Origin of the sequence: Alteromonas sp. McT4-15, from assembly GCF_020515205.1 — a bacterium.
GTDB lineage: Bacteria > Pseudomonadota > Gammaproteobacteria > Enterobacterales > Alteromonadaceae > Alteromonas.
Window position 1 is genome coordinate 272,505 of record NZ_JAJALG010000002.1, and the last position, 23,074, is coordinate 295,578.

At 44.4% G+C, this 23,074-nt stretch carries 23 protein-coding genes; 11 read left to right on the top strand and 12 right to left on the bottom strand.

Annotated features, from left to right (window positions below; all coding sequences use genetic code 11):
* The first annotated feature begins 45 nt into the window (after positions 1 to 45).
* From LHL20_RS03020 to LHL20_RS03045, 6 genes are all read left to right on the top strand, one after another.
* A complete protein-coding gene (locus tag LHL20_RS03020; RefSeq protein ID WP_226432205.1) occupies positions 46 to 960 on the top strand; it encodes a helical backbone metal receptor in 915 nt (304 codons plus the stop codon).
* Between the two features lie 49 nt (positions 961 to 1,009).
* Positions 1,010 to 1,414 (top strand): rhodanese-like domain-containing protein, encoded by a 405-nt coding sequence (locus tag LHL20_RS03025; RefSeq protein ID WP_159626595.1) that lies wholly within the window; start codon positions 1,010 to 1,012, stop codon positions 1,412 to 1,414.
* A gap of 76 nt (positions 1,415 to 1,490) precedes the next feature.
* A complete protein-coding gene (locus LHL20_RS03030) occupies positions 1,491 to 1,931 on the top strand; it encodes a DUF2721 domain-containing protein (RefSeq protein ID WP_159626593.1) in 441 nt (146 codons plus the stop codon).
* Between the two features lie 54 nt (positions 1,932 to 1,985).
* Positions 1,986 to 2,558, top strand: a complete 573-nt coding sequence (locus LHL20_RS03035) for a GNAT family N-acetyltransferase (protein WP_226432206.1) — start codon at positions 1,986 to 1,988, stop codon at positions 2,556 to 2,558.
* A 21-nt stretch (positions 2,559 to 2,579) separates the two neighbouring features.
* Positions 2,580 to 3,914, top strand: coding sequence for an NAD(P)/FAD-dependent oxidoreductase (locus tag LHL20_RS03040; protein WP_226432207.1), 1,335 nt, complete (start codon positions 2,580 to 2,582; stop codon positions 3,912 to 3,914).
* Positions 3,915 to 4,013: 99 nt separating this feature from the next.
* The gene (locus tag LHL20_RS03045) at positions 4,014 to 4,367 is read left to right on the top strand and encodes a DUF1428 domain-containing protein (RefSeq protein ID WP_226432208.1); all 354 of its coding nucleotides are present in this window, start codon (positions 4,014 to 4,016) and stop codon (positions 4,365 to 4,367) included.
* 80 nt (positions 4,368 to 4,447) lie between these two features.
* Here the strand turns inward: LHL20_RS03045 and tyrS are convergent, their stop codons facing one another.
* The gene (tyrS, locus tag LHL20_RS03050) at positions 4,448 to 5,647 is read right to left on the bottom strand and encodes a tyrosine--tRNA ligase (protein ID WP_226432209.1); all 1,200 of its coding nucleotides are present in this window, start codon (positions 5,645 to 5,647) and stop codon (positions 4,448 to 4,450) included.
* A 405-nt stretch (positions 5,648 to 6,052) separates the two neighbouring features.
* Between tyrS and LHL20_RS03055 the strand changes: the two genes are divergently transcribed.
* The 3 genes from LHL20_RS03055 to LHL20_RS03065 all read left to right on the top strand — a co-directional run bounded on the left by LHL20_RS03055 (position 6,053) and on the right by LHL20_RS03065 (position 9,847).
* Positions 6,053 to 7,378: an OapA family protein gene (locus LHL20_RS03055; protein ID WP_226432210.1), complete on the top strand. Its 1,326-nt coding sequence runs from the start codon at positions 6,053 to 6,055 to the stop codon at positions 7,376 to 7,378.
* A 6-nt stretch (positions 7,379 to 7,384) separates the two neighbouring features.
* A complete protein-coding gene (locus tag LHL20_RS03060; RefSeq protein ID WP_226432211.1) occupies positions 7,385 to 8,584 on the top strand; it encodes an anhydro-N-acetylmuramic acid kinase in 1,200 nt (399 codons plus the stop codon).
* A gap of 141 nt (positions 8,585 to 8,725) precedes the next feature.
* The gene (locus LHL20_RS03065; protein ID WP_226432212.1) at positions 8,726 to 9,847 is read left to right on the top strand and encodes an alkene reductase; all 1,122 of its coding nucleotides are present in this window, start codon (positions 8,726 to 8,728) and stop codon (positions 9,845 to 9,847) included.
* Positions 9,848 to 9,904: 57 nt separating this feature from the next.
* On the opposite strand, the gene LHL20_RS03070 is transcribed toward LHL20_RS03065, so the two are convergent.
* Entirely contained in the window at positions 9,905 to 10,351 is a 447-nt protein-coding gene (locus LHL20_RS03070; RefSeq protein ID WP_226432213.1) for an SRPBCC family protein, read from the bottom strand.
* 149 nt (positions 10,352 to 10,500) lie between these two features.
* Complete coding sequence (locus tag LHL20_RS03075; protein ID WP_226432214.1) at positions 10,501 to 12,303, bottom strand: trans-sulfuration enzyme family protein; 1,803 nt, start codon at positions 12,301 to 12,303, stop codon at positions 10,501 to 10,503.
* A gap of 153 nt (positions 12,304 to 12,456) precedes the next feature.
* On the opposite strand from LHL20_RS03075, the gene LHL20_RS03080 reads away from it, so the two are divergent.
* Positions 12,457 to 13,458 carry a D-2-hydroxyacid dehydrogenase gene (locus LHL20_RS03080; RefSeq protein ID WP_226432215.1) on the top strand — a complete coding sequence of 334 codons (1,002 nt, stop codon included), beginning with the start codon at positions 12,457 to 12,459 and terminating at the stop codon, positions 13,456 to 13,458.
* Between the two features lie 20 nt (positions 13,459 to 13,478).
* On the opposite strand, the gene LHL20_RS03085 is transcribed toward LHL20_RS03080, so the two are convergent.
* From LHL20_RS03085 to erpA, 4 genes are all read right to left on the bottom strand, one after another.
* Positions 13,479 to 14,051, bottom strand: coding sequence for a glutathione S-transferase family protein (locus tag LHL20_RS03085; protein ID WP_202262342.1), 573 nt, complete (start codon positions 14,049 to 14,051; stop codon positions 13,479 to 13,481).
* A 41-nt stretch (positions 14,052 to 14,092) separates the two neighbouring features.
* The gene (locus tag LHL20_RS03090) at positions 14,093 to 16,318 is read right to left on the bottom strand and encodes a xanthine dehydrogenase family protein molybdopterin-binding subunit (RefSeq protein WP_226432216.1); all 2,226 of its coding nucleotides are present in this window, start codon (positions 16,316 to 16,318) and stop codon (positions 14,093 to 14,095) included.
* Positions 16,318 to 16,803, bottom strand: coding sequence for a (2Fe-2S)-binding protein (locus tag LHL20_RS03095; RefSeq protein ID WP_226432217.1), 486 nt, complete (start codon positions 16,801 to 16,803; stop codon positions 16,318 to 16,320). The genes LHL20_RS03090 and LHL20_RS03095 overlap by 1 nt, the downstream gene beginning before the upstream one ends.
* A 250-nt stretch (positions 16,804 to 17,053) precedes the next feature.
* Complete coding sequence (gene erpA / locus LHL20_RS03100; RefSeq protein ID WP_159626566.1) at positions 17,054 to 17,398, bottom strand: iron-sulfur cluster insertion protein ErpA; 345 nt, start codon at positions 17,396 to 17,398, stop codon at positions 17,054 to 17,056.
* Positions 17,399 to 17,597: 199 nt separating this feature from the next.
* Here erpA and LHL20_RS03105 point away from each other — a divergent pair, with 199 nt between their 5' ends.
* Positions 17,598 to 18,416 (top strand): polyphosphate kinase 2 family protein, encoded by an 819-nt coding sequence (locus LHL20_RS03105; protein ID WP_413228873.1) that lies wholly within the window; start codon positions 17,598 to 17,600, stop codon positions 18,414 to 18,416.
* 18 nt (positions 18,417 to 18,434) lie between these two features.
* Here LHL20_RS03105 and LHL20_RS03110 read toward each other — a convergent pair whose 3' ends face one another.
* From LHL20_RS03110 to LHL20_RS03130, 5 genes are all read right to left on the bottom strand, one after another.
* Positions 18,435 to 19,424 (bottom strand): GGDEF domain-containing response regulator, encoded by a 990-nt coding sequence (locus LHL20_RS03110; protein WP_226432219.1) that lies wholly within the window; start codon positions 19,422 to 19,424, stop codon positions 18,435 to 18,437.
* A 9-nt stretch (positions 19,425 to 19,433) separates the two neighbouring features.
* Positions 19,434 to 20,249 (bottom strand): glycosyltransferase family 2 protein, encoded by an 816-nt coding sequence (locus LHL20_RS03115; protein WP_226432220.1) that lies wholly within the window; start codon positions 20,247 to 20,249, stop codon positions 19,434 to 19,436.
* Complete coding sequence (locus tag LHL20_RS03120; protein ID WP_226432221.1) at positions 20,246 to 21,199, bottom strand: glycosyltransferase family 2 protein; 954 nt, start codon at positions 21,197 to 21,199, stop codon at positions 20,246 to 20,248. Before LHL20_RS03120 ends, LHL20_RS03115 begins: the two co-directional genes overlap by 4 nt.
* 463 nt (positions 21,200 to 21,662) lie before the next feature.
* On the bottom strand, positions 21,663 to 22,307 hold the full coding sequence (locus LHL20_RS03125; protein ID WP_202262349.1) for a sugar transferase: 645 nt from the start codon (positions 22,305 to 22,307) through the stop codon (positions 21,663 to 21,665).
* Positions 22,308 to 22,614: 307 nt separating this feature from the next.
* Entirely contained in the window at positions 22,615 to 23,031 is a 417-nt protein-coding gene (locus LHL20_RS03130; RefSeq protein WP_226432222.1) for a hypothetical protein, read from the bottom strand.
* Positions 23,032 to 23,074 lie beyond the last annotated feature (43 nt).

Consider the following 23,074-nt stretch of genomic DNA (forward strand, 5'->3'; position numbering starts at 1 on the left):
GCGGCATGATACGCTTTCATTCAAGGATTAATTAGGGAAACTTTTGTGATTTCACAACTAACGCTATTCGTTGTTCAGTTCCTTTTTTTATGCATAGTGAATACATCTAGCGCAGCGCCCGATATTTATCGCGAAGCCTTTGATGCTACAAACAATACGGTCACGGCCAATAGCGACAACGCAGCGAAACCCACTGAATCACCGTTACCCGAAGACTATAAAATAGTGAGCCTTGCCCCCCACCTTACCGAGTGGGTATACAGTTTAGGGCTCGATAAGCATTTAGTTGCAGTAAGTGATTACAGTGACTTTCCAAAGGAAGCAACACTCCTTCCTCGCGTGGCTGATTATCAAGGTGCAGATATAGCGAGCATAGTTGCACTACAGCCCAATTTAGTTCTTGCTTGGGATGGCGGTAATAAGCCTCAGGATATGAACAAACTTGTTGCACTGGGGCTCAATGTTTTTAAAAGCAAAATTACCACTATTGACGATATACCCACGGAAATAACTCGTCTTGCTAACCTGACACACACTCAGTCAAAGGCAAAGGAATTAACCGCGCATTTCAGTACTACGCTTGACGAACTACGAATACGGTATAAATCGACTGCGACCACATCGGTATTTTATTACTCGTGGACCGCACCGCTAATGTCAATTGGTTCGGATGCGTGGGCAAATCAATTGCTTAAAGTCTGCGGTGCGCAAACAACCTTTATTGATAGCCCTGTCGATTATCCGCAAGTTTCCGTCAAAGATGTCCTCATTAGGCAACCCAAGGTACTGGTTGCTGCAAGTAAATCATCAAAGGATGAGTTGGAAATATTCTGGCAACCCCATCGCGAACACCTTTCTGCCCCACTAATTGTCGTAAATCCAGATGTTACGAGCCGCTTCTCACTTCGTATAATTAATGAACTAAAAGTACTGTGTAAAGGTATAAACGAAAACGCATAAGCGCTATACTAAAGTTGAATCTTAGCGTATAGGTGAAAATGGAAACGTAATGAAATTTGTGGTTGCAGGCTTTCTTATTGTTGCAAGTGTGGCACTTTTTGTGTCGCTTCAATGCACCGCAAAAGCATCGTCCCAAGCATCAGTTGCAGCATCTCCCTACCTCATAGAACGTGTCGCCAATAATGATTGGTTACTGATTGACGTACGCTCACCTCAAGAATTTGCCGAAGGACATATTCCGGGCGCCATAAACATGCCTCATGAAAACATTAATGACTACGTTAATGATTTGAAAGACCATAAAGACAAACCCATTATTATTTATTGCCGCTCTGGGCGTCGAGCTAAACTTGCTATGAAAGTACTTGAAGAACTCGACTTCTCTGAAGTTATGCACCTTGAAGGCGACATGTTAGGTTGGAGCGCAGCAGGTATGTCAGTCGACCGCATGTAGATTCTCTCTACATGGTTGTGTGCATTAATTTTGGCTGTGATACACTTTTTGACCTTCTCTCATTTTGTGAACTGTGATGAAAATAGATATCGCTACACCAGCTATGCTGTTTCCAGCAATTTCCTTGTTGCTTTTAGCTTACACAAATCGCTTTTTGACTTTAGCAACAATCATCAGAAACTTCTCAAAAGAAGAGCGCGACGACAATACACTGGCACAAATTAAAAACCTTCGCTTGCGTATTCAGTTGATCAAACGCATGCAAATTGCAGGGGTTGGAAGCTTCTTTTTATGTGTAGTATCAATGCTTGCTATTTACCTCACCTACCAACAAGTGGGTAACTGGGTATTTGCAGCAAGCTTGGTGTCATTGCTTTATTCACTTTGGATGTCAGTGCGTGAAATTCTTATTTCTGTTGAAGCACTAGACGTACACCTTGATGGCATGAAGCATGCTCATAAATCGGGTAAAAGCGCAGTAACCTCAGATAAGAAACGCGTAGAGCATATACAATAACCCCTTTGTTACCATTCAACCCTACAACACGCAAGATTATCCAAAACAAGACATATGCAAAACAAGACACACATTGAATATGCCCCATTGGCGAATACACACTTCGACGGTGTTATTGAGTTAGGTAACGCTGTTCATGGAGACAACTATCTCACCGATGAACTCATTAACGACTACTACAACAAAAGCTTTCACAATGAGATCAATGCTAGCTGGGTAGCATTGCACAATCACAAGGTGGTAGGTTTTAGATTGACCTTCGCACATAGCCAATGGCAAGTGGATAACTGGTGCACTCCCTCACTGTGGCAACTTGATGCAGATAAGGTGTGTTATTTTAAGTGCAACACTGTATCACCTGATATGCAAGGTACTGGCATTGGCAGCGCCTTGTTAAAGAAATCGATTGAGCGCGCTAAGACGCAAGGTGCACAAGCTGGTTTAGCGCATATTTGGCTTGCCAGCCCCGGAAATAGCGCGTTTAAGTATTTTTCAAAAAATGGCGGCGAGCTTATTAAAAAGCACCCTAACAAGTGGCGCTATATCTCTATTCACGAAGGTTACGATTGTCCAGTTTGTGACGGCTACTGTGAATGTGAAGGTGCTGAAATGCTGCTGCGTTTTTAGTTGTTTGGTGCCCAAAGCAATATGCAATACGACCCCCTGATTTCCCAACATGTGCAGCCCTCGTTGCCTGCACCTTCTACTTATTGGCACAGTACCCATAATTGCGTGCACTATGAAGCACTCGCCTGCGATATCAATACTGAATACCTGGTTATTGGCGGAGGCTATACAGGCTTATCAGCGGCAATCACGCTGGCAGAAGCGGGAAAACATGTTGTACTTATTGATGCACACTCCGTAGGCTTTGGCTGTGCCGGTCGCAACGGCGGATTTATTCTATCCGGTAGCGGACGTTTATCGCTAAGCGCAATTGAAGACAAATGGGGAGAAAGTACGGCAAAGGGCATGCAGCAGGAGTTCGAGGGCGCTGTAGAGTTGCTGCATAAACGTATTGCACGTCATAATATGCAAGTTGATTTGTGCCAAGGTCCCTACTTCAAACTTGCCCACTCTGCAAGACACGCAAAGCGACTGCACCATGCAGCATCAGTCCAGGAAACAAAATTTGGTGCAAAGAGCACATTGCTTAGTCAAAACGACGTTGAACGTCAGTTTTCAATAAATAGCACCTATGGCGGTGTAAAAGTAGAGGGAGCATGCCTACACCCTTTAAAACTTGCAGACGAATATGCCAAAACAGCACAAGGCTTAGGCGCCCAACTCTACTACAACACCCCGGCCCTCGACATCCGTAAAGATGGTTCTACTTATTTGGTAAAAACACCATCGGGGAACATTCGCGCAAACAATGTCTTAATTGCAAGCAACGCCTATACACCCAAACAGTTTCATAACGCAGTAGATAACAAACAGTTTCCTGTACAATCGAGTATTTTTGTTACTGCGCCACTGACCCAAAAACAACAAGCGGAAACTGGTTTGAGTACACCAATGAGCTTTATGGATACGCGTATGATGAAATATTACTATCGCGTATTACCCGACGGGCGGCTACTCTTTGGCGGGCGCGGGGCAGTATTGGGCAAGCACAGCGAGCATCCCAGTGAAAAGGCCCGCTTGTATAGAGCAATGGTTAAGAGCTTTCCGGCCCTTGAAGGGATTGCAATGACGCACTTTTGGAGTGGTTGGGTGAGCGTGTCACTTGATGATATGCCAAGAATATTCATTGATACAAAGGACAATGACTCGCTTGGTTATGCCATGGGTTATTGTGGCTCAGGTGTATCGTTTGCTGCGTTTGCAGGGATGCGCTTAGCCCAGCGCATGCTAGGCAATGAAGATATTGATTTGTCACTTCCTTTGTATCAATCGCCGCTTCCCACTTTTCCCTTTGCTACCTTCCGAAGAGTGGCATTAAGGGGTCTTTATCAATGGGCCAAAATAGCCGAGCGTTAAAAACGTACTATCGCTAGCCGCACGCTCACTTTTTAAGCTATCTTATTAAACAGCAATTCACATTCACCTTCCTCGTCATTGAAAACAAGGAGTTTTGCCATGTCTTATATAGATGGATTTGCGGTCGCAGTACCTAATGATAATAAAGCGTTGTATCTGGAGCATGCCACATTAGCGGGTGGTATTTTTAAGGAGTATGGGGCATTAAAGATTATCGAGGCGTGGGGAGATGATGTTCCTGACGGAGAGGTAACCTCGTTTTTAAAAGCGGTACAAGCAAAAGAAGGCGAAACGGTAGTATTTTCAATTGCTTTTTGGCCGTCAAAAGTCGTTAGAGACGAAGCATGGAAAAAGGTGATGGAAGACCCGCGAATGCAAAACGATGAAAACCCCATGCCATTTGACGGAAAACGGCTTATCTATGGTGGCTTCGAGATATTGCTAGAAATCTAGTTCGTTGATTCAAGTAAGTCACAAAACATAAAAAAGCCCATCGTTAAGATGGGCCGTATTTTTGAGCGTATACGCGAAGCTTAGGCCAGTGTAATACGTGCGAATTTACGTTTACCTACTTGGTAAACATTTTCGCCTTTTTCAGTAATCACTAAGCGAGTGTCTTCCACTTTATCGCCATTAATTTTTACTGCGCCTTGCTTAATCATGCGCATTGCATCAGAAGTAGAGCCTACCAAATTTGCTTCTTTTAACAGGTTTCCAATGGCAATACCTTCATCGCCCAGCGCAATTTCCACTTCCGGCATATCGTCTGGAATTGCATTTTTTTGGAAGCGTTGAATAAAGTCCTGATGTGCGCCTTCAGCGGCAGCGTCGTCGTGGAAACGTGCAATAATTTCTTTGGCCAACATAATCTTAATATCACGTGGATTTTCGCCATTGGCAACACGCGTTTTAAGGTCAGCAATTTCTTCTAACGGACGGAAACTCAATAAGTCGTAATAACGCCACATCAAATCATCAGAAATTGACATTACTTTACCGAACATATCGTTTGGCGCATCAGTAATACCAATATAATTGTTCAGTGATTTTGACATTTTCTGTACGCCATCAAGACCTTCTAATAGCGGTACCATTACAATTGACTGCTGCGTTAGACCTTGCTCTTTTTGTAACTCACGGCCCATTAGCAAGTTAAAGCGCTGATCAGTACCACCAAGCTCAACGTCTGCTTTAAGTGCAACTGAGTCCCATCCTTGAACAAGTGGATACAAGAACTCGTGAATAGCAATAGGCTGGCCGTTGTTATAGCGCTTTTTAAAGTCATCACGTTCAAGCATACGCGCAACGGTTTGGCTGGCAGCAAGCTTGATCATTCCCGCAGCACCGAGCTCGTCCATCCACTCAGAGTTAAAACGAATTTCCGTTTTATCTTCATCAAGAATTTTGAACACTTGTTCCTGATACGTTTTAGCGTTCTCTAATACTTGTTCTTTGCTTAAAGGCTTGCGCGTAACATTTTTACCTGTAGGATCGCCAATAAGGCCGGTAAAATCACCAATAAGAAAAACGACCTTGTGGCCCAATTGCTGGAAAGTGCGCAATTTATTGATCAAAACTGTGTGACCAAGATGCAGATCAGGTGCTGTTGGATCGAAACCCGCCTTAATCGTCAGGGTTTTGCCGGATTTTAGTTTTTCAATTAAATCCTCTTCGGGGAGTATTTCATCAACACCCCGTTTAATCTCAGCCAACGCTGTTTGCCAATCTTTCATTTGTAAGTCACACTCTTTGATAAGACTAAATTCAATTTTGGCCGGCATTTTACGCGTACAACGGAACCATTAAAAGGTTTTGACGTCAAAAACCGGATTACAATGCGTTATGTTGTTAAACCCAAAGGCTTTGAGTCTGACGAACTGACATTGATTTCGCAGATCAGGGGGGAAGGGCTTCCGCAAACACGCGGTAAACCCATCCATGGGCGCTCCGCCACCGCATCCCTGCGGTGGAGGGTTTGCTCCAGCCCTTCCCCCCTGCTCGCAACTAGTCAATATCCGTTCACCGAAGAGCCTTTGGGTGTAACAATTTAATAATATTTATAACGAGAAAAGTTGCATTTTTAAGCAACGTATGTGAAATAGTGTTGTGCACGTAACATTTCTCAGGTGGGCAGTAGTATGAGAAAGACAGTAGACGCCTCCAAGGCGCTAAATCTATTCAAAAAATTACCAAAGCAGCATAGAACTGGGTTAGCAGTGGCTAGTCTATTTCTAGGCGGACTTATTCTTTTGCCGTCGGAATCGGTTGAAGCAAGCCGTCATCAAGAAGCACATATTCTTGATGCGGGTGTACGCTATCCGGTAGAGCTTCATATTACGCCTTCTACAGATGTGTTTAGTGGCGAAGAAGAGTCTAGTTGGCAAACTTACAAGGTACGCAGTGGCGATACGTTGGCTAAGCTGTTTAAGCGTGCAGGATTTACTGCACGAGACGTTTACAACGTTACCCAAGCGGGAGAACTAGCCAAAACACTTGTTACTTTACTTCCTGGTGATGAGCTGTCATTTAAAGCCAATAGTGACGGCGGCTTTGGTGAACTTAAATATAAGCTTTCGTCTACTGAAACCCTTTTTGTTCGCCCAAGCACTGAGGAAAACGGCAAAACGTTAACCGCTGAGCTAGAGAAACGCGACGTTGATATTCGATATAACTTCGCTCAAGGCGAAATTAATTCAAGTTTCTGGAATGCAGCGGTCGATGCTGGCCTTACTAGCAATCAAATTATGAACCTCGCTGGCATTTTTGGCTGGGATATCGATTTTGCTATGGAAATCCGTTCTGGCGATACCTTCAATGTGGTATTCGAGGAGCAGTACATCGATGGTGAATTTGTTGGCTATGGTGATATTGTAGCGGCGGAATTTACCAACCAAGGCGAGCAATTCAGCGCTATTTTGCATGAAGATGGCACCTACTATACGCCTGATGGTCGCAGTATGCGCAAGAGCTTTTTGCGCGCCCCTGTTAATTTTAGGTATGTGAGTTCAAACTTCACGAAAGCGCGCTTCCACCCTGTGCAGAAACGCTGGAAAGCACATCGCGGTGCTGACTATGTAGCCGCAGTAGGCACGCCAGTCATGGCTGCTGGTGACGGTAAGGTAATTAAAGCCGCATACGACAAATACAATGGTCATCACGTGTTTATTCAGCACGGTGAAAAATATACGACCAAGTATCTCCATTTTAAGAAGCGTGCAGTGAAAGTTGGTGATACCGTGAAGCAAGGCCAAACCATAGGTTATTTAGGTAGCACAGGAATGGTTACCGGTGCCCATTTGCATTATGAATTTTTGGTTGACGGTGTGCACCGCAACCCTCGTACTGTAGAGTTGCCCAAGGCACTGCCTATTGCCAAAGAAGAGCGCGAGCGCTTTATGGAAATTGCCAACCTTCGACAAGAGCAACTCGATAACAACAAGCGTATTATGCTTGCTATGAAGTAGCGTGTAATGGCTAGATATATTGGCCTGATGTCAGGTACAAGCATGGACGGTGTTGATGCCGTCCTTTGCGAAATATCGCCCTCTACCTGCACAACCCTTGCGGCTCATACTGTCGAGTACCCTCAAGAATTATTACTTGCACTTAATGCCCTTTGTAGCGAGGGGCCAGACGAGCTAAACACTTTAGCCATTGCTGATAGGCTTGTGGCAGAAACTTTCGCTCAGGCAGTATTAGGGCTGCTTAATAAAACAAATCTATCTGCAAACGATATTACGGCTATTGGCTCACACGGACAAACCGTGCGCCACCAACCGCAAGGTAAGGTGATATCTGCCCTGTTTAGTACTGAGGCCTTACGCGGCTTCACCTGCCAAATAGGTGACCCAAATACGATTGCGGCGCTTACCAACATCGACGTAGTTGCCGATTTTAGGCGCAAAGACATTGCTTTAGGGGGCCAAGGTGCGCCTCTAGTACCCGCTTATCACAATGCCATATTTTCCCATGATACCAAGTACCGCGCACTGGTAAATATAGGGGGAATTGCCAATGTGTCGTTATTACCGCCCAAGTATTCGTCAGAGCCAGTTCGTGGTTTCGACACAGGACCTGGTAATACGCTGATGGACAGATGGATTTCGCTTCATTTAAACCATAACTTTGACAAAGATGGGCAATGGGCAGCTTCTGGCAATGTAAGTACAGCGTTACTCGATACACTTTTATCTGATAGCTATTTCACTTTACCTGCCCCTAAAAGCACGGGCAGAGAGTATTTCAACATTGACTGGCTGAGTAACAGCTTAGGCAATTTTTTTGAATCCGCACCATCGCATTCACTCCCCTGTGTTGGTGGAAATATGCAACCTGTTGACGTTCAAGCCACGTTACTTGCGTTCACGGTTAAAACTATTGTTAATGATATAAAAGCGCATTTACCTGAGCAAAACGGCGCAAATGAGCAAAGTGAAGTGATAATATGCGGTGGCGGAGCATTCAACAATGCACTGATGCGCATGCTTAAACAACAGCTTGCGCAATATCAGGTCAGTGATAGTTTCTTTCTTGGCATACACCCACAGCACGTAGAAGGTGCTGCCTTTGCGTGGCTTGCCCATGCGTATCTAAACAACATCCCCGGAAATGTACCAGAGGTCACGGGCGCGTCGCGTCCAGCGGTGCTCGGTGCACTGTTTAAAAAGTAGTTTTTCGTTTCAAGCCCCGTCATTAGAGCATGCTGACCTTTTTTATATCAAAACACGCTAAAAGCAGCGCTTGAATCAATCCAATTAGTGTCTATCTCTGTAATCACATTAACTTTGACTAACAAAGATATAGGACAACTAATGACAGACTCAGTACTTTTTAAGCCTTTCGATTGGGCTGGCCAAACACTGAAAAATCGAATGGTGCTTGCCCCACTAACACGAGGTCGCGCTGGACCTGACCGTGTACCAAACAAAATTATCGGCGATCACTATGTTCAGCGTGCTGAAGCAGGCCTTATTATTTCAGAAGCAACATCTATCTCTGAAGAAGGGAATGGTTGGGTTGAATCGCCAGGAATCTATACCGATGCCATGGTCGAAGGTTGGCGCTCGGTTGTAAGCCGCGTTCACGAAGCGGGCGGAAAAATGGTATTGCAGTTATGGCATACGGGGCGTGCATCGCACAGTGACTTCCACAATGGCGATTTACCTTTATCGGCGTCTGCAATAAAAATTGAGGGCGATGAAATTCACACCCCCAAAGGTAAAAAAGAGTACGAAGTCCCAAGAGCCATGACGTTGGATGACATTAAGCGCACAGTCGAAGACTACAAAAAAGCAGCTATTAATGCGAAAGCTGCAGGTTTTGACGGCATTGAAGTGCATGCTGCAAATGGCTATCTAATCAATCAGTTCCTCGACAGCCGAAGTAATCAACGAGATGACAATTATGGTGGCTCACTTGAGAACAGATACCGCTTTTTGTCTGAAGTTATGGATGCGGTGCTAAGTGTATGGCCGGCAGAACAGGTTGGTGTGCGTCTATCACCAAATGGCGTATTTAACGACATGGGCGCCGATGACTTCAGAGAAACCTTCACCTACGTTGCACAACAACTTAATGCGCTCAAAGTAGGATATTTACACGTTATGGACGGACTTGCCTTTGGTTTTCACGAACGCGGTGAACCAATGACATTGGCTGAGTTCAGAGCGCTTTTTGATGGCATGCTAATTGGTAACTGTGGCTATACAAAAGAAGACGCGGAAAAACGTATTAGTGATGGTGACGGTGATATGGTGGCCTTTGGCCGACCGTGGATAACTAACCCAGATTTGCCTACTCGTTTTGCAAACGATTACCCATTAACCGCTTTCGATGATCCTGCTAGCTGGTATGGAAATAGCGTAGAAGGCTACAATGATTTCACTACTTATAAGGAAGAAACAGGCAAAGATGCACTTGAAGCATTAAGTTAAGTGCATTAGTTAAAAAAGGTGGGGCCTTGCTCCACCTTAATTGATTGACTGAGTAAATCAGTTAAACCCTGTTTTCTGATTGGCTAACACCGCCAGTTTTTCAAGACACGACATCCAGGCATAATTGTGCTGCTCACACTCTTCTTTGTTAGCAAAGCCACTTTGCACTAGCACCAGCCTTACATATCCTTCTTCAGTCTTTTCAAAATGAATGTCTACCGACGTCATCACAGAGTCTTCTATGTCATCTTCCCACGCCCACGAAAAGGTCAATTGCTCATTGGCCAAAATTGTCGTGTATTCCCCTGTTAGTGACATTTCCACACCGCTAGGCTCCATCAGCTTAATGCGGTAACGCCCCCCTTCTTTAAAATCACTCATGATTTGTGTCACAACGCAATCGCCTGGCGCAAACCATTCTGATAAATATTCAGGTTCATGAAATGCCGCAAAAACAAAGGGTAATGATGCATCTAATGTGACATCTATTTTAAACTGGTGCATAGCGCTGCCTTAATAACCGTGAGCAAAAAAAATCCCGAGCCCGCGTAAGGAAAGGCCCGGGAGAAGGAGTACATCCTCATTGTAATTATCGACTACCGCTTTAATTACTTGAGTATAAGTACAGCAGCGAGTATTAAGTGAGCTTCGATTTAGTCATGCCCTTTCATCAGTGATGCCATACTTGGCTTACTACCAAAATGCTGGGCACATACGCGTTCACTAACGCTCAGATATAAGGCGTCGATGTCATCCAAAGCCATAAACTTGTTACAGAAGCCAGGGGCATGAGGTTCGATAAAGTGTTTCGCCGCCAACATGAAATGCGCAATAAGCTGTTTAACGTTGTCCGTTCCCATCGCAATACGCATGGTTGTAAGCTCGATACCCGCTTTCTTTTGCTCTTCTGTACTTAATTCAGAATGCGACGTTAAGGCAGGGCAAAGTATGATGGTGTTGTTCTGTCCAATACTCACTTGGTGACTAAACGCGGGCTCTAACGCATCAAAGAAACGCGTAAACACATCTCGAGGTAAATTCGCTGGTGCCATGTCGACTGTGAATAGCGTGCAAGGCCAACCGTGTGTATGCTGTTTTTCACGCAGACCCGCGTTGCTGTGCTGTGGCAATGCATGACAGTTAACGCGAATTTGTTCGTGCGCATTAAGGAAAGAAGTAAACACCTCGGTATTGATGACCTTTGTCATCATTCGCTGTTCTAGCGTCTTCATACCGTTAAGCACATCAAAGGCTTTTTCTGAATCTAAGAATGCGCCCTTGATGTAGTACACATCCCAGAACATGGTTTCAGACCAATCTACCCCATTCATATTACTGCCTTTGGGCTGGAACATTCTGTGGCCTTCGCCGATAACAACACCTGCAGTTGTCGCGCCGCTACCACACAAGTCTTTGGTGTAGCTGTGCATAACATAATCGGGTCTTGCTGCTTTGTTTTTATGCTGAAGAGGCTGATGCAGTACAGGCGTCGCTAGCGTCGAATCGAGCATAACCAGAGAGCCTTCAGCGTGCGCAAGCTCACAAATACCTGGCACATCGAGTACGTAGCCATGTGGGTTACATGGTGACTCTAGATACACATGCATACGAGCGCCGTTGTCCAAACGCGCAGCATGTTTCTTTTTGGTTTCTTGCATAAATTCGGCAAAGCTTTCTTTGTCGTAACCGTCAAACCACGCGATTTGAATATCCATTCGATTACTGCGCGCAAAATAATCATGCAGCAATTGATAAACACCACCGTACACATTACGCGATACAATCAATACATCACCATGACTCAACACGTTCGACAAACACGCATCAATAGCAGCCATGCCTGAGTTAAAGTTCCACGCTAAATACTCTGCAGCATAAGGGCCTGCTTCCATATCAACAATCGCGTTTGCCAAAGAGATATTTGTTGGGTTGAGAAGACGCGAATAAATTTGGTGAGTAAACTCTTTACCCTGAAAAGCGTCATCTACCCATTCGGTACAGGCATACACGTAAGTCGCCGTGCGCACCACAACAGGGGTTGCTGAAAACAATGCAGTAACGTTATCAAACAGCGGGTAATGACCTTGCGAACCGTTTCCACCAGATAAACTCTGATAGGTTGCTCTAAAGGGGTTTTGCAGTGTGTCTAATATTTTCGCGATTTGGAAAGAAAGGAACTTTTTGGCGTTAAAATAAGCTACTCTGTCCTCTTTATCGAGTCCTTGCAGTGTATTATTGGTAATGTCCCATAGTTGCATCACACTTGATTGTGCGCCGTACAAATGGTGTGCGGTATTAGCAAGCGCTTTGCCGTAATCACTTGATGCGTCAATACCAAAATGAGAAAGCTGTTCGGCCACCAGTGCCTCTGTAGTTTCGGCAACAGTAGTGTTACGTTTAGGTGATAGCACTTTAGCGTGTGCAACGTTTATTGAAGACTGCGTAGTAGACTGCATAGTTATTCCGTTAATATTGATACCAACTTGATGTATTACACATCAATTTATTTACAAAAATGTAAAACTTAAATCACATTATTAGAACAACCTTGCGCACGAAAAGCGCTGACTAATTAGGAAAGAAAAGTTTACTCTGGGAGAAAAAAGCGAATGAATTCAGGCGCTGATGCATGCTTATCAGTCACCATTTTAAGTGATGAAGCCCACGATATTGCAACTGCAATTTCAATGCAGTTAAGTGAAAGCAACGCGACATCCCACAGCCTGGCAATGGGCAAGAATACAAAAGTTCAGATTGAAAAAATTGCTACCTCACCTGAGGAAATTGAACCTGAAACTGTAACTATCTTGCTTGCAGATCCCGACTTAGCAGCTGAGATAATTGATCAATGTCATAATATCAAATGGTGTCAGTCGACATGGGCAGGTAATGCACCTTTGCTGCGTGCGAGTAAAACAGACTACATCCTTACGGGCCTAAAAGGTATTTTTGGTAAACTAATGCGCGAATATGTATTTGCTTATTTGTTGGAACACGCCAGAAACACATCCATGTTTCGCCAAAATCAACAGGCGCAACCACCTAAATGGGAGGCCTCACCGCGCATACCATTGCACGGACAAACCTTGGGGATCCTTGGACTTGGCAGTATTGGCAAAGCACTTATCCCTGTAGCACACGCCTTTGGAATGCGTGTTATAGGGTTAAGCAGAAGTGGAGCTGCTGTTGATGGTGTACACGCCATGTACACGCAAGAATCAGCAGTGGAATTTGCAGGCCAAGCTGATCATCTTGTGAACCTCATGCCTGATACGCCACAAACTCAAAACTTCATATCCGATGACATATTAAAAGCGCTAAAATCACACAGCGTTTTCATTAACGCAGGGCGCGGAAATGCAGTAAATGATGAAGCCTTGATTAAGTGTTTAAATGCAGGATACTTAAAACACGCGGTGTTAGATGTCTTTAAACAAGAACCCTTGCCAAAAGACCATGCATTTTGGGTACATCCAAAAATAACAATTACTGCCCACACCGCAGCTGAATCTCAGCCATCGGATGTCGCCAGTGTCTTTCTAGAAAATGCCTTTCGCTACCTAGCAAGCGAGCCATTACTTTATCAGTTCGACTTTGATAAAGGTTATTAACCCGCTTGTAGGCGCATTTATTATCCGCGAGGATCGGTAGCGGTTACTTCAATACGGTGGTGGTGCTTTTCATGAAACTCGAGCAATTGGGGGTAGTTTTTCATATCGTGGAGCTCTCGAAAAAGCACCCAATCGACCATTGAGTACAAACATATTTCAGGGTAGGTCCACGTACTAAATCCGCCAGCATCAAGCTGCTCACAGAGACTTTCAAGCACCGCCTCAATACGTTCTCGCTGAAGCGTAAAGTACATTTTGTCTTGGCTGATATCGAAGTCTGAACGCTTGAGCAGCATCATTTGAACAAAAGAATCATTTGCCGCATCAATGAGCGTTAGCTGATTCTCTTCTTCCCACGTAAGCCCATCTAAGTCGAGTTTATCCGCCAGATAATTATAAATGACGCGCGAGTCAAAAATCATCTGCCCGTTGTCTTCTAAACACGGCACTTTTAACGTGGGATTGCGGGATGCCAACAGCGCACGATCTTCCCCAGAAAAAATCTGCAAATTAAGAAATTCATGTTCTGTTGACGCTAAGATAATGCGTATACGACGCACGTATGGTGATGTGGTAGAACCGTACAGTTTCATAACGTTACCTGCTCATTTTCGAATAAACCAATACACACCATTTAGGTGCGCATTGGCTGTATTGGTAGATTTCTATGACGCGTACCTGAAGCATGATAGATGGCATTACTTAGCGCTGGCGCAAACGGTGCCATACCCGGCTCACCAAGTCCTGTGGGCTTTGCATCTGAGTCGACAAAATGCACATGAACTTCAGGCATGTCACTAATACGCATAACGGGGTAGTCGTGAAAGTTGCTGTTTACCACTGCACCGTCTTTAAACGACACTTCACAGTACTTAGCCAATGAGATCCCCATCGCCACTGCGCCCTCTTGTTGCGCTGCAGCGCCGTCTTTGTTTAGCACTTGTCCGCAGTCTACAGCAGAATCCACACGAAGCACTTCAAAGTCGTCACCTTTCATACGCACATGCACCGCCATGGCTATGTATGTCTGAAAACTATAATGCACCGCTATACCGATCCCCTCACCCTCTGGCAATGACTTTTTATAGCCTGACTTTTCAATGACTAAGTCAAGTACACCTTTAGAGCGCTTTACTTGTTCGGCCTGTTCTGGGTTAGTATTATTATCGTATAAACGGTGCAACATTGTCGCGGTATCTATACCAGCTTTCTCAGCCAGCTCATCAGTGAATACGCCATAAGCAAAGCCCCAAAAAATAGCATAAACCGCTCTGTACCAGCCAATACGGGTATGCGCGGGCGCTAAACCAGACTCGCTGCGTAAATTGGCAATACCATAAGGGTGGTTCTCTATTTCGCTCATGGCATTCGCGGGCGCAAATTGCACTGAAGGGTCAAACAACGTGTTTATTGAAGGGAAAGCGGCACGGTGCAACCAACCTGTGACATTGCCATCCTTATCTAGCGCCGCTTTAATATGTTGAGCACTGTTTGAATGGTAAAAGCCGGTTCGCGTGTCTTCTTCTCTTGTCCATGTTAGCTGTATGGGTGTTCCCACCGCCTTTGATATAGCTGCGGCCTCTTGCACGTAGTCACACTTGAACTTCCGCCCAAATGCACCGCCACTAATCATGACATTAACCTTTACCGCTTTCTTATCGATACCTAAAAACTGTGAAAGTACTGACTGAATATCGTCAGGACTTTGTGTGGATGCCCATACCTCACAAGCACCATCGCCTACCGACACAACACTGGCATTCGGCTCCATCGGAGCATGGACTAAATGCCCTTCGGTAAATGTCGCCGATAGGGTTTGGTCAGCATTTTCAAAGGCCGATTCTACATCCCCTCGCTCAGCAATTTTATTCGCGGGCTTTTCGACGTTTTCAACTAACGTCTTCATGTAGGAGGTGGTGTCGTAACTGCCGTGTACGCCTCTATCCCACTCTACTTTTAATTTTTCAACGCCTTGTTGTGCAGACCATGAGTTATTTGCGACCACTGCAACGCCACCAAGCGAACCAAATGGCACTTTCATGGGCGCAATCTCGACCACCGCGGTAACACCTTGCACTTTCATGGCTTCAGTTTTGTCTACCGACTTCAATGTGCCGCCCATCACTGGACAATGCACAATGGCGGCATATTGCATTCCTGCAACTTTGGTATCCACACCGTAAATGCGCTTACCTTGCACGACTTTTGATACATCATGGCGAGGCAAGTAAGAGCCGATATAGCGAAAATCAGCCTTTGACTTCAGTGTTGGATTTTCAGGTGTTGGCATTGTTGCAGCAACACTTGCCAACTCGCCATAACTTAATTTCTGATTTGTGTTCTTATTAATAACGAAGTGATTTTGAGCATAGCAATTGTCAGGACTTGTATTAAATGCCTTGGCTGCCGCAGCCACCAGCATTTCCCTTGCTACAGCACCAGCTTTGCGCATGGGTTCATACATGGTTCGAATACTGGCAGAGCCTCCAGTCGCTTGGCTACCATATTTATCCTGATTGCCTTCAGCCTGCTCGACAGTGACTTTCGACCAATCAGCTTCCATTTCATCGGCCACTACCGACGGTAAAGCAGTACTGATCCCCTGTCCCATTTCACAACGACCGCAATAAATAAGCACGCTGCCATCTTGTTGCAAATGAATGAACGCATTGGGACTAAATTCTGCCGCATCCATCTTACTCGCGTTGACATTAAGCGAAACACCGACCATAAGCCCACAGCCCCCAATCGCACTAGCTTTCAAGAACTGACGGCGATTTAACGATAACGGCCTTACGGTATATAACTGCGCTTGTTTTTCTCGCTGGGTAATAAGCAAACTTTCGATATCTTCACGCATCACGACACCTCCTTGGCCAAATCATAATTTGCCAACTCACTTGCCGCGATGTTTATCGCCTTTTTAATACGCTGATAAGTGCCGCAACGACAAATATTGCCTTGCATCGCATTATCAATGTCCTGCTCACTTGGCGTGGCGTTGTTAGACAACAGGCTTGCCGCATTCATTATTTGGCCAGCTTGACAGTAACCGCATTGGGGGACGCCTACTTCAATCCAGGCTTTTTGAAGCGGATGAGAAGCATCTTCAGACAACCCTTCTATGGTGGTTACTTTACGCCCTGCCAGTGCGCTGACAGGCATTACACATGCGCGCGTGGCTTGGCCATCAACGTGAACTGTACAGGCACCGCACAGACCTTTCCCACAACCAAACTTGGTGCCAGTAAATTCCAATCTATCGCGTAAAAACCACAATAGTGGCATGTTATCGGGGACATCAATAGGGTATTCGGTCCCGTTGACGAACAAGGTTTTGTTCATGGTTTTTCCTTTTTGCCTGTTGTCGCATGTTGATGCTTGTAATTATATTGTTAACTTAGACAAGTTAAGGAGTGAAGACAATGCACTTTATCGGCGAGACAAGTCAATTGACCCAATAGAAGTTCAAAAGCGGTAAGGCAGTATTGTCAGCAAGGCGCCAACGATAATAATAAACGAAAAGGAAAGTGAGAACATGTCGGCATGGCGCAAGAAATCACCATGCCATAGAAAGGAATAAGCGTTTTAAATGCTAAACGCTGAAGCTTGCTCCACAACCACATGTTGTTGTGGCATTGGGGTTTTGAACAAGAAAACGTGAGCCTTCAAGGCCATCGACGTAATCAACAACGCCACCAACAAGATACTGAAGACTCATAGGGTCAACCACTAAGGTTACGCTGTCTTTTTCGATGGTCATATCACCTTCATTGACTTTTTCGTCGAACGTAAAGCCATATTGGAACCCCGAACAACCACCACCTGTTACATAAACACGTAGCTTCAAATCAGGATTTTCTTCTTCTGTCACAAGGGTTTTCACTTTTGCTGCCGCTGCATCAGAAAACTCAATTGGCAACGCCGTTTCTACAGACATACCCACCTCTTAACCGGACTTAATGTGCTAACGCACAAACACTATGCGCAATTATCTAATACTTGACTAATTTCATCAACTATTGGGGCGAAACTTAATGAATCAAGAGTGAAGGCGACGAATTGTACTCCCCCCTGGTTGGCGAGGGGCTGAAAAATGTTTACTCTAAATGTCTGTTTTACTTAATAGTGAACAAATTATGGAATCCAGTACTGCAAGTGCGCCCCCCGTCTTATTCGATGACTTTCCTGAATCGCAATTCGGCGACAAGGAAGACTATAAGCAAGCCTTAGCGTCTATCCAAGAAACACTTTTTCACGTCCAGCAGGCCTATTTTCATCAAAAGCGTCGCGCCTTGATTATTTTTGAGGGCTGGGATGCGTCAGGCAAGGGAGGCACTATTCGACGTATTACTGAAAAGTTAGACCCTCGGGGTGTGCATGTATTTCCCGTTGCTAAGCCAGCAAAAGAAGAACAAGACAAACACTTTCTCTATCGGTTTTGGCAGCAGATTCCATCACCGGGCTCACTAACGTTATTTGACCGTTCACATTACGGACGCGTGCTTGTTGAGCGCGTGGATAGTTTGGCCACACAAAGTGAATGGCAACGGGCGTATAGAGAAATTAATGAGTTTGAACGTACACTTTGTGATAGCGGAGTTCGCGTCATCAAACTTTACATGCATATCTCAGAAGAAGAGCAAAAAAAACGCTTTGAAGAGCGTCTTCACAACCCTTTTAAACGCTGGAAACTCACAGAAGAAGATTTACATAACAGACGCAAGCGAAAAGACTACATTCAGGCTATTAATGACATGTTCGTCCAAACACACACTAGCCATGCGCCATGGCATATTGTTAACGGCGAACACAAGTGGCAAGCCAGAGTGGATACATTGCGCTATATTGTCGATATGCTCTGTGAAGGTGTTGATATCACACCGCCACCACTGGATGACAAGGTTATTAAACTTGCCTCTCAACAGCTTAATGTTAACAGAGCCCAGCTAAAATGAATTCCGTCTGTAAAGCCACTAGCCAAAACTATAAGCCACTAACGGCGACACAGGTTGTAAGGTAGCCTTTTTTACTGGAGTAACTCGTGCTGTTGCTCCTGTCGAAACTCGGTTTTTACCCTTCGCCTTTGCATGGTACAGCGCTTTATCGGCTTGTTTGATCAAATCGACAAACTTAATAGCGCCTTTCTGCTTCGTTGATGCCAGTCCTATACTCACCGTTACCACACCATGATTTGCGTGCTTGTTGGTAATGAGCAAATCTTCAACAGCTTGCGTCATGCGATGACCAATAAACTCTGCATCTTCTAACGAGGTTTTGGGCAGCAAAATTAAAAACTCTTCGCCACCAAAGCGCATTACACAATCAAGAGGCCTTCTGGCACACTGACTTAACGCGCCTGCCACGGCCTTAAGCACTTTGTCGCCGTCAAGGTGCCCATAGGTATCGTTGTACTTCTTGAAGTTATCAACATCAACCATTAATACCGACAAACTCGCTTTTTCGCGATTCAGCTGTTTAATCAAACTCGGTGCATTTTGCATAAGAAATTGACGATTGGGTAATGACGTTAGCTGATCTTTACATGCTAAAGACTCTAGGTGACGCTCTTTTGCCTTAACGCTAATTTGATGCAAAATCCGCATTTTTAACACATCAGATTTCACAGGTTTAGCAACAAAGTCTGATGCACCAGCAGTCCAACACTGTTTTTGTAACTCACAATCTTCGTCTGCGGTAAAAAATATTACCGGGATATCTTTAGAACGGCTGCACTCTCGTAATTTAATGCAGGCATCTACACCGTTTACTTCAGGCATATGATAGTCCATCAATATGACATCCGGCGTTTCATGCTTTTGGCAATATCGGATTGCTTCTAAGCCATCATCAACATAGCTACAGTCAAATTCTTTACACAACATACCAATAAGCGTAGCGCGAGCCAATGCATCATCTTCCACTATCAGCACACTGTATTGTTTTGCTTTTGCGCGGTTATGCATAACTTACTCCTACACTGTTTTGGTTGTTGTAACGGTGTGCTTTACCGTATTTGCTGTCGCGCTAACACGAATACCAAGTTTTTTTAAAAAGGCACCTCGAATGCGCGTTAATAACGCTCTTAGCTTCACAGACTTGCCCACTCTAAAGTGGCCGTCACCTTGATACTCGTTGAGTGAACTAGCACAGGGGTAATCGTTCAACGCCATGGGTTTGTTCGCCAGTTTTTCTGCCTGTTGCGGCGTTCTCATAGGGTAACTGCGCGACACAACAAAATCCTTTGACACCGATGTTGCCCATGCAGGAATAAGTGATAATGAAGACTCTTCCCACTTGCGAACAGGATCGTTGGTGAAAAAGCGCGGTTCGCTTTTGTTGACTGAGTAGTATTTACGGCGCTTCACAATCGAGGCATTTACATTTTCGCTCTCAAATTCAGTAACTTCTTGATTAGTTAGGTAAAAACGCGCCACCCACACATTCATTGTGTTCTTGCTTGCCAACAATGCGCTTTTTAAATACTCCTGTGGTGACTCACTGAGTAACTCATCTGGGTGTAACACATACCACCAGTCTTCGTTTGTATACTCATTGTGATAGCGGTTATAAATACGATTAAGCAATCCACGTTTACTTGGCTCGTCTGTTTGTCCGAAAATGACGAGCTCTTTGAAACGAGATGCCATTTCATTTACCAACTCCCAGCTACCATCTGTAGAGTGATTATCGTAAATATAAATTCTATGGCAGAACTTCATCGCATACAGCAGCGCTTCTTCGACTATATCAACGTGATCTTTTATCAACATGATTGCATTGATTTTCATGCCTGTGACTCCTTGCGAAGCGCGGCGACCGCGCTGCTTAATAGCGACTTAGCAGCGTACAGTTTTACCAGTGTAAATATTGCCAAGTAATAGCGCGTATAGTGTTGGCACATGGGCATGGTCAATACTGACTTTGCCATATGGGCATTGCCGTTTTTGATAAACATTTTCGCTGCATTTAGCCCCTGCACTGCACAGTAGCGTTGAACACTTTTAAGCATTTGAGCAGAATAATTGCCTGCCATCACCATTGAGTACAAACGCTCAGCTGAGGAGTAATTACCGACAGGAAACAAGTCTTCTACGCCTGGGTTATGACACTGAGTATGACAGTGCATATGAATGTTTGGGCTATATGCAATAGTGCTATCAAGCGCAGCTTGCAAAATAAAGTCTTTGGGCACACGGGTATGCTCACTTACTGCAAACCCACCAAGGGCCAAAAAATTGCTCCTTTTCACCATCATAGAAGATACGGTAAAGGGCAAATCTCCTAGCGTTGCCATTTTGAAAAAGTCAGTCAGTAAATAGCCGTTAGGATTTACCGAGTTTAAGTAAATGTCAGCGTCTCTCAGTGTGCCATTATCGCTCACACACTGATAGCGAGTAGCAAAAACATCTGAGGTAGGATACTTCTCTTGAAGCAGGCTCATTTCATGCGTAAAGAAGGGAAGCCATTCATCATCAGCATCTAGAAAAGCCACATAATTGCTCTTTGCAGCCATTGCACCTTCATTTCGCATTGTTGCAATACCGCAACCAGAAAGTTCAACCACGCTTAGATTTTCGACATTCAAATTGCGAACAAGCTCAACGCTGCCATCTGTCGAGCCATCATCGACAACAATAATCTCATTCACTTTCAGCACTTGACGCTGAACGCTTTTGATTGCTCTTTCTATGTTTTGCACTTGATTGTACATGGTGATAACAACAGATAATGCTTTCATGTTGATTACTTCCTACTGAGAACACTGACTTACAAGGTATTTAGCAAAGGAAGTGCCAAATATAAAAAACACTTAAATTTCATAACTTTAGGCAGGAGTCAGCATGCAAATCATTATGGCACGGTTGTGATTTTCTCAATTTGCACAGCATCATTTTATGCATTTTGCAAAACACAAGAAACGCTCGAAAAGCAGGATGCAAAAGAAAGAGCGTCGCTCACTCGATTTCAGCTATGCTCATAAAAAACAATAATTGGAAAAAAATGAGAACAACGATTGAAAATAACGGATTGAAACAATGGATGGCCATCTGAAGCGCATATGTCACTATTTTTTCAACGGTGCTAAGCGCTAATAACTATATCGAAAGGATAGTGAGAACTCGGATAATCGCTGAAAAATAAAAAAAGCAGCATGCTGATAAACAACATGCTGCTTAGGGCAACCAGCGCACACAAGGAGATTAGTAAGCGCCTCTTGCAGTAACAACAGCGGGAACGGTGGCCAATAAAATTTTTACATCGAAAAACCAGCTTTGTTGCGCAATATAGGTTTTATCAAGCATTAACTGCTCTTCAAACGTTGTATCAGCGCGGCCTGACACTTGCCATAAGCCGGTTAAACCTGGTTTACAGTTAAGACGTACAAGTGTTTCTGTATCGTATTGTTCGTATTCAGATGTAAGATGCGGGCGCGGTCCTACCAACACCATATCACCAGTTAACACATTAAATAGCTGAGGTAGCTCGTCGATAGAAAGTTTTCTAATAACACGGCCAACACGGGTAATACGCGGGTCACTGTACATTTTCTGACAAATGCCTTCTCTGTCACTTTTCATTTTTGCTGCCACTTCCCATTGAGGAGAGTCTGGCGTATACATTGACCGAAATTTAAAACACTTGAATTGACGACCTTGTTCACCAACTCGAGTTTGTGAAAAAATGAGCGGACCGCGGCTTTCCAATTTTATTAGGGTTGCGACAATGATAAGCAGCGGCGATAAGGCAACTAATCCAAGTAGGGCAACTATCTTCTGTGCTGCAATAGGTAACCCTTTATGATTGGTCGCATTGTGGTTAAACTTTGTAGAAACTGTTTTCATCATCTTTCTCCTACTAAGACACTGTCTGCGTGCCTAAGAAAAATACTGCTGTTGATTACAAAGTACGTTATTGTTGCTTTGCAATCGCGCTTGGTTACCCTCAACACAGCAAAGCTTTTGCCAATCCCGCAAAATCACACAAAATCAATCACTTAACATAAAAACAGAAATATTGCCCTCTAAATTTTGGCGCTGGGCGATTTTTAATCTGAAAAAGAATAGGCATTTTGCGAGAAAGAAAGGTTTTCATTTTCTCAAAATGAAAAAAGGGCTTTAAGCCCTTTGAATAAGTTACTGCTTTAAAGGCGTGTCAGGACGATTTTAACCAGTCAAAAAGCCCAAGCGAGAAACTTTCAAATAGATTGATACCCAAAAGTGATTTTATGATGTAGAGCGCAACGAGGCCTAACAAACTCAATATCATGACAGTTAACGTGGCAATAAGAAAAAGCGACGCTGCTGCAATGGCCTTTTCTTTCGCCGTAAGTGGGCGTCTGTTTTTCCCTGCCAGAAAGACAAGGTAAAAACTCCACGGCAAAAATGGGAATTTGACCGTAGCGCGCATATCAATACTATGCACACGCCCACCGCGCAGGCCCACAACGCGTGCAAGTGCCAGCTGTTGCTCTACAGTGAAGCTTTGTGCAATATGCGGCTCCATACGCTGCATAAGACTTTTCACTGTAGGGTCGTGCATTGGGTGTGACTGCTCACTACTTTTTGACATACGCCCCCCCTTTTCGCTTAGGTAAATAGGCAAGTATTTAGCA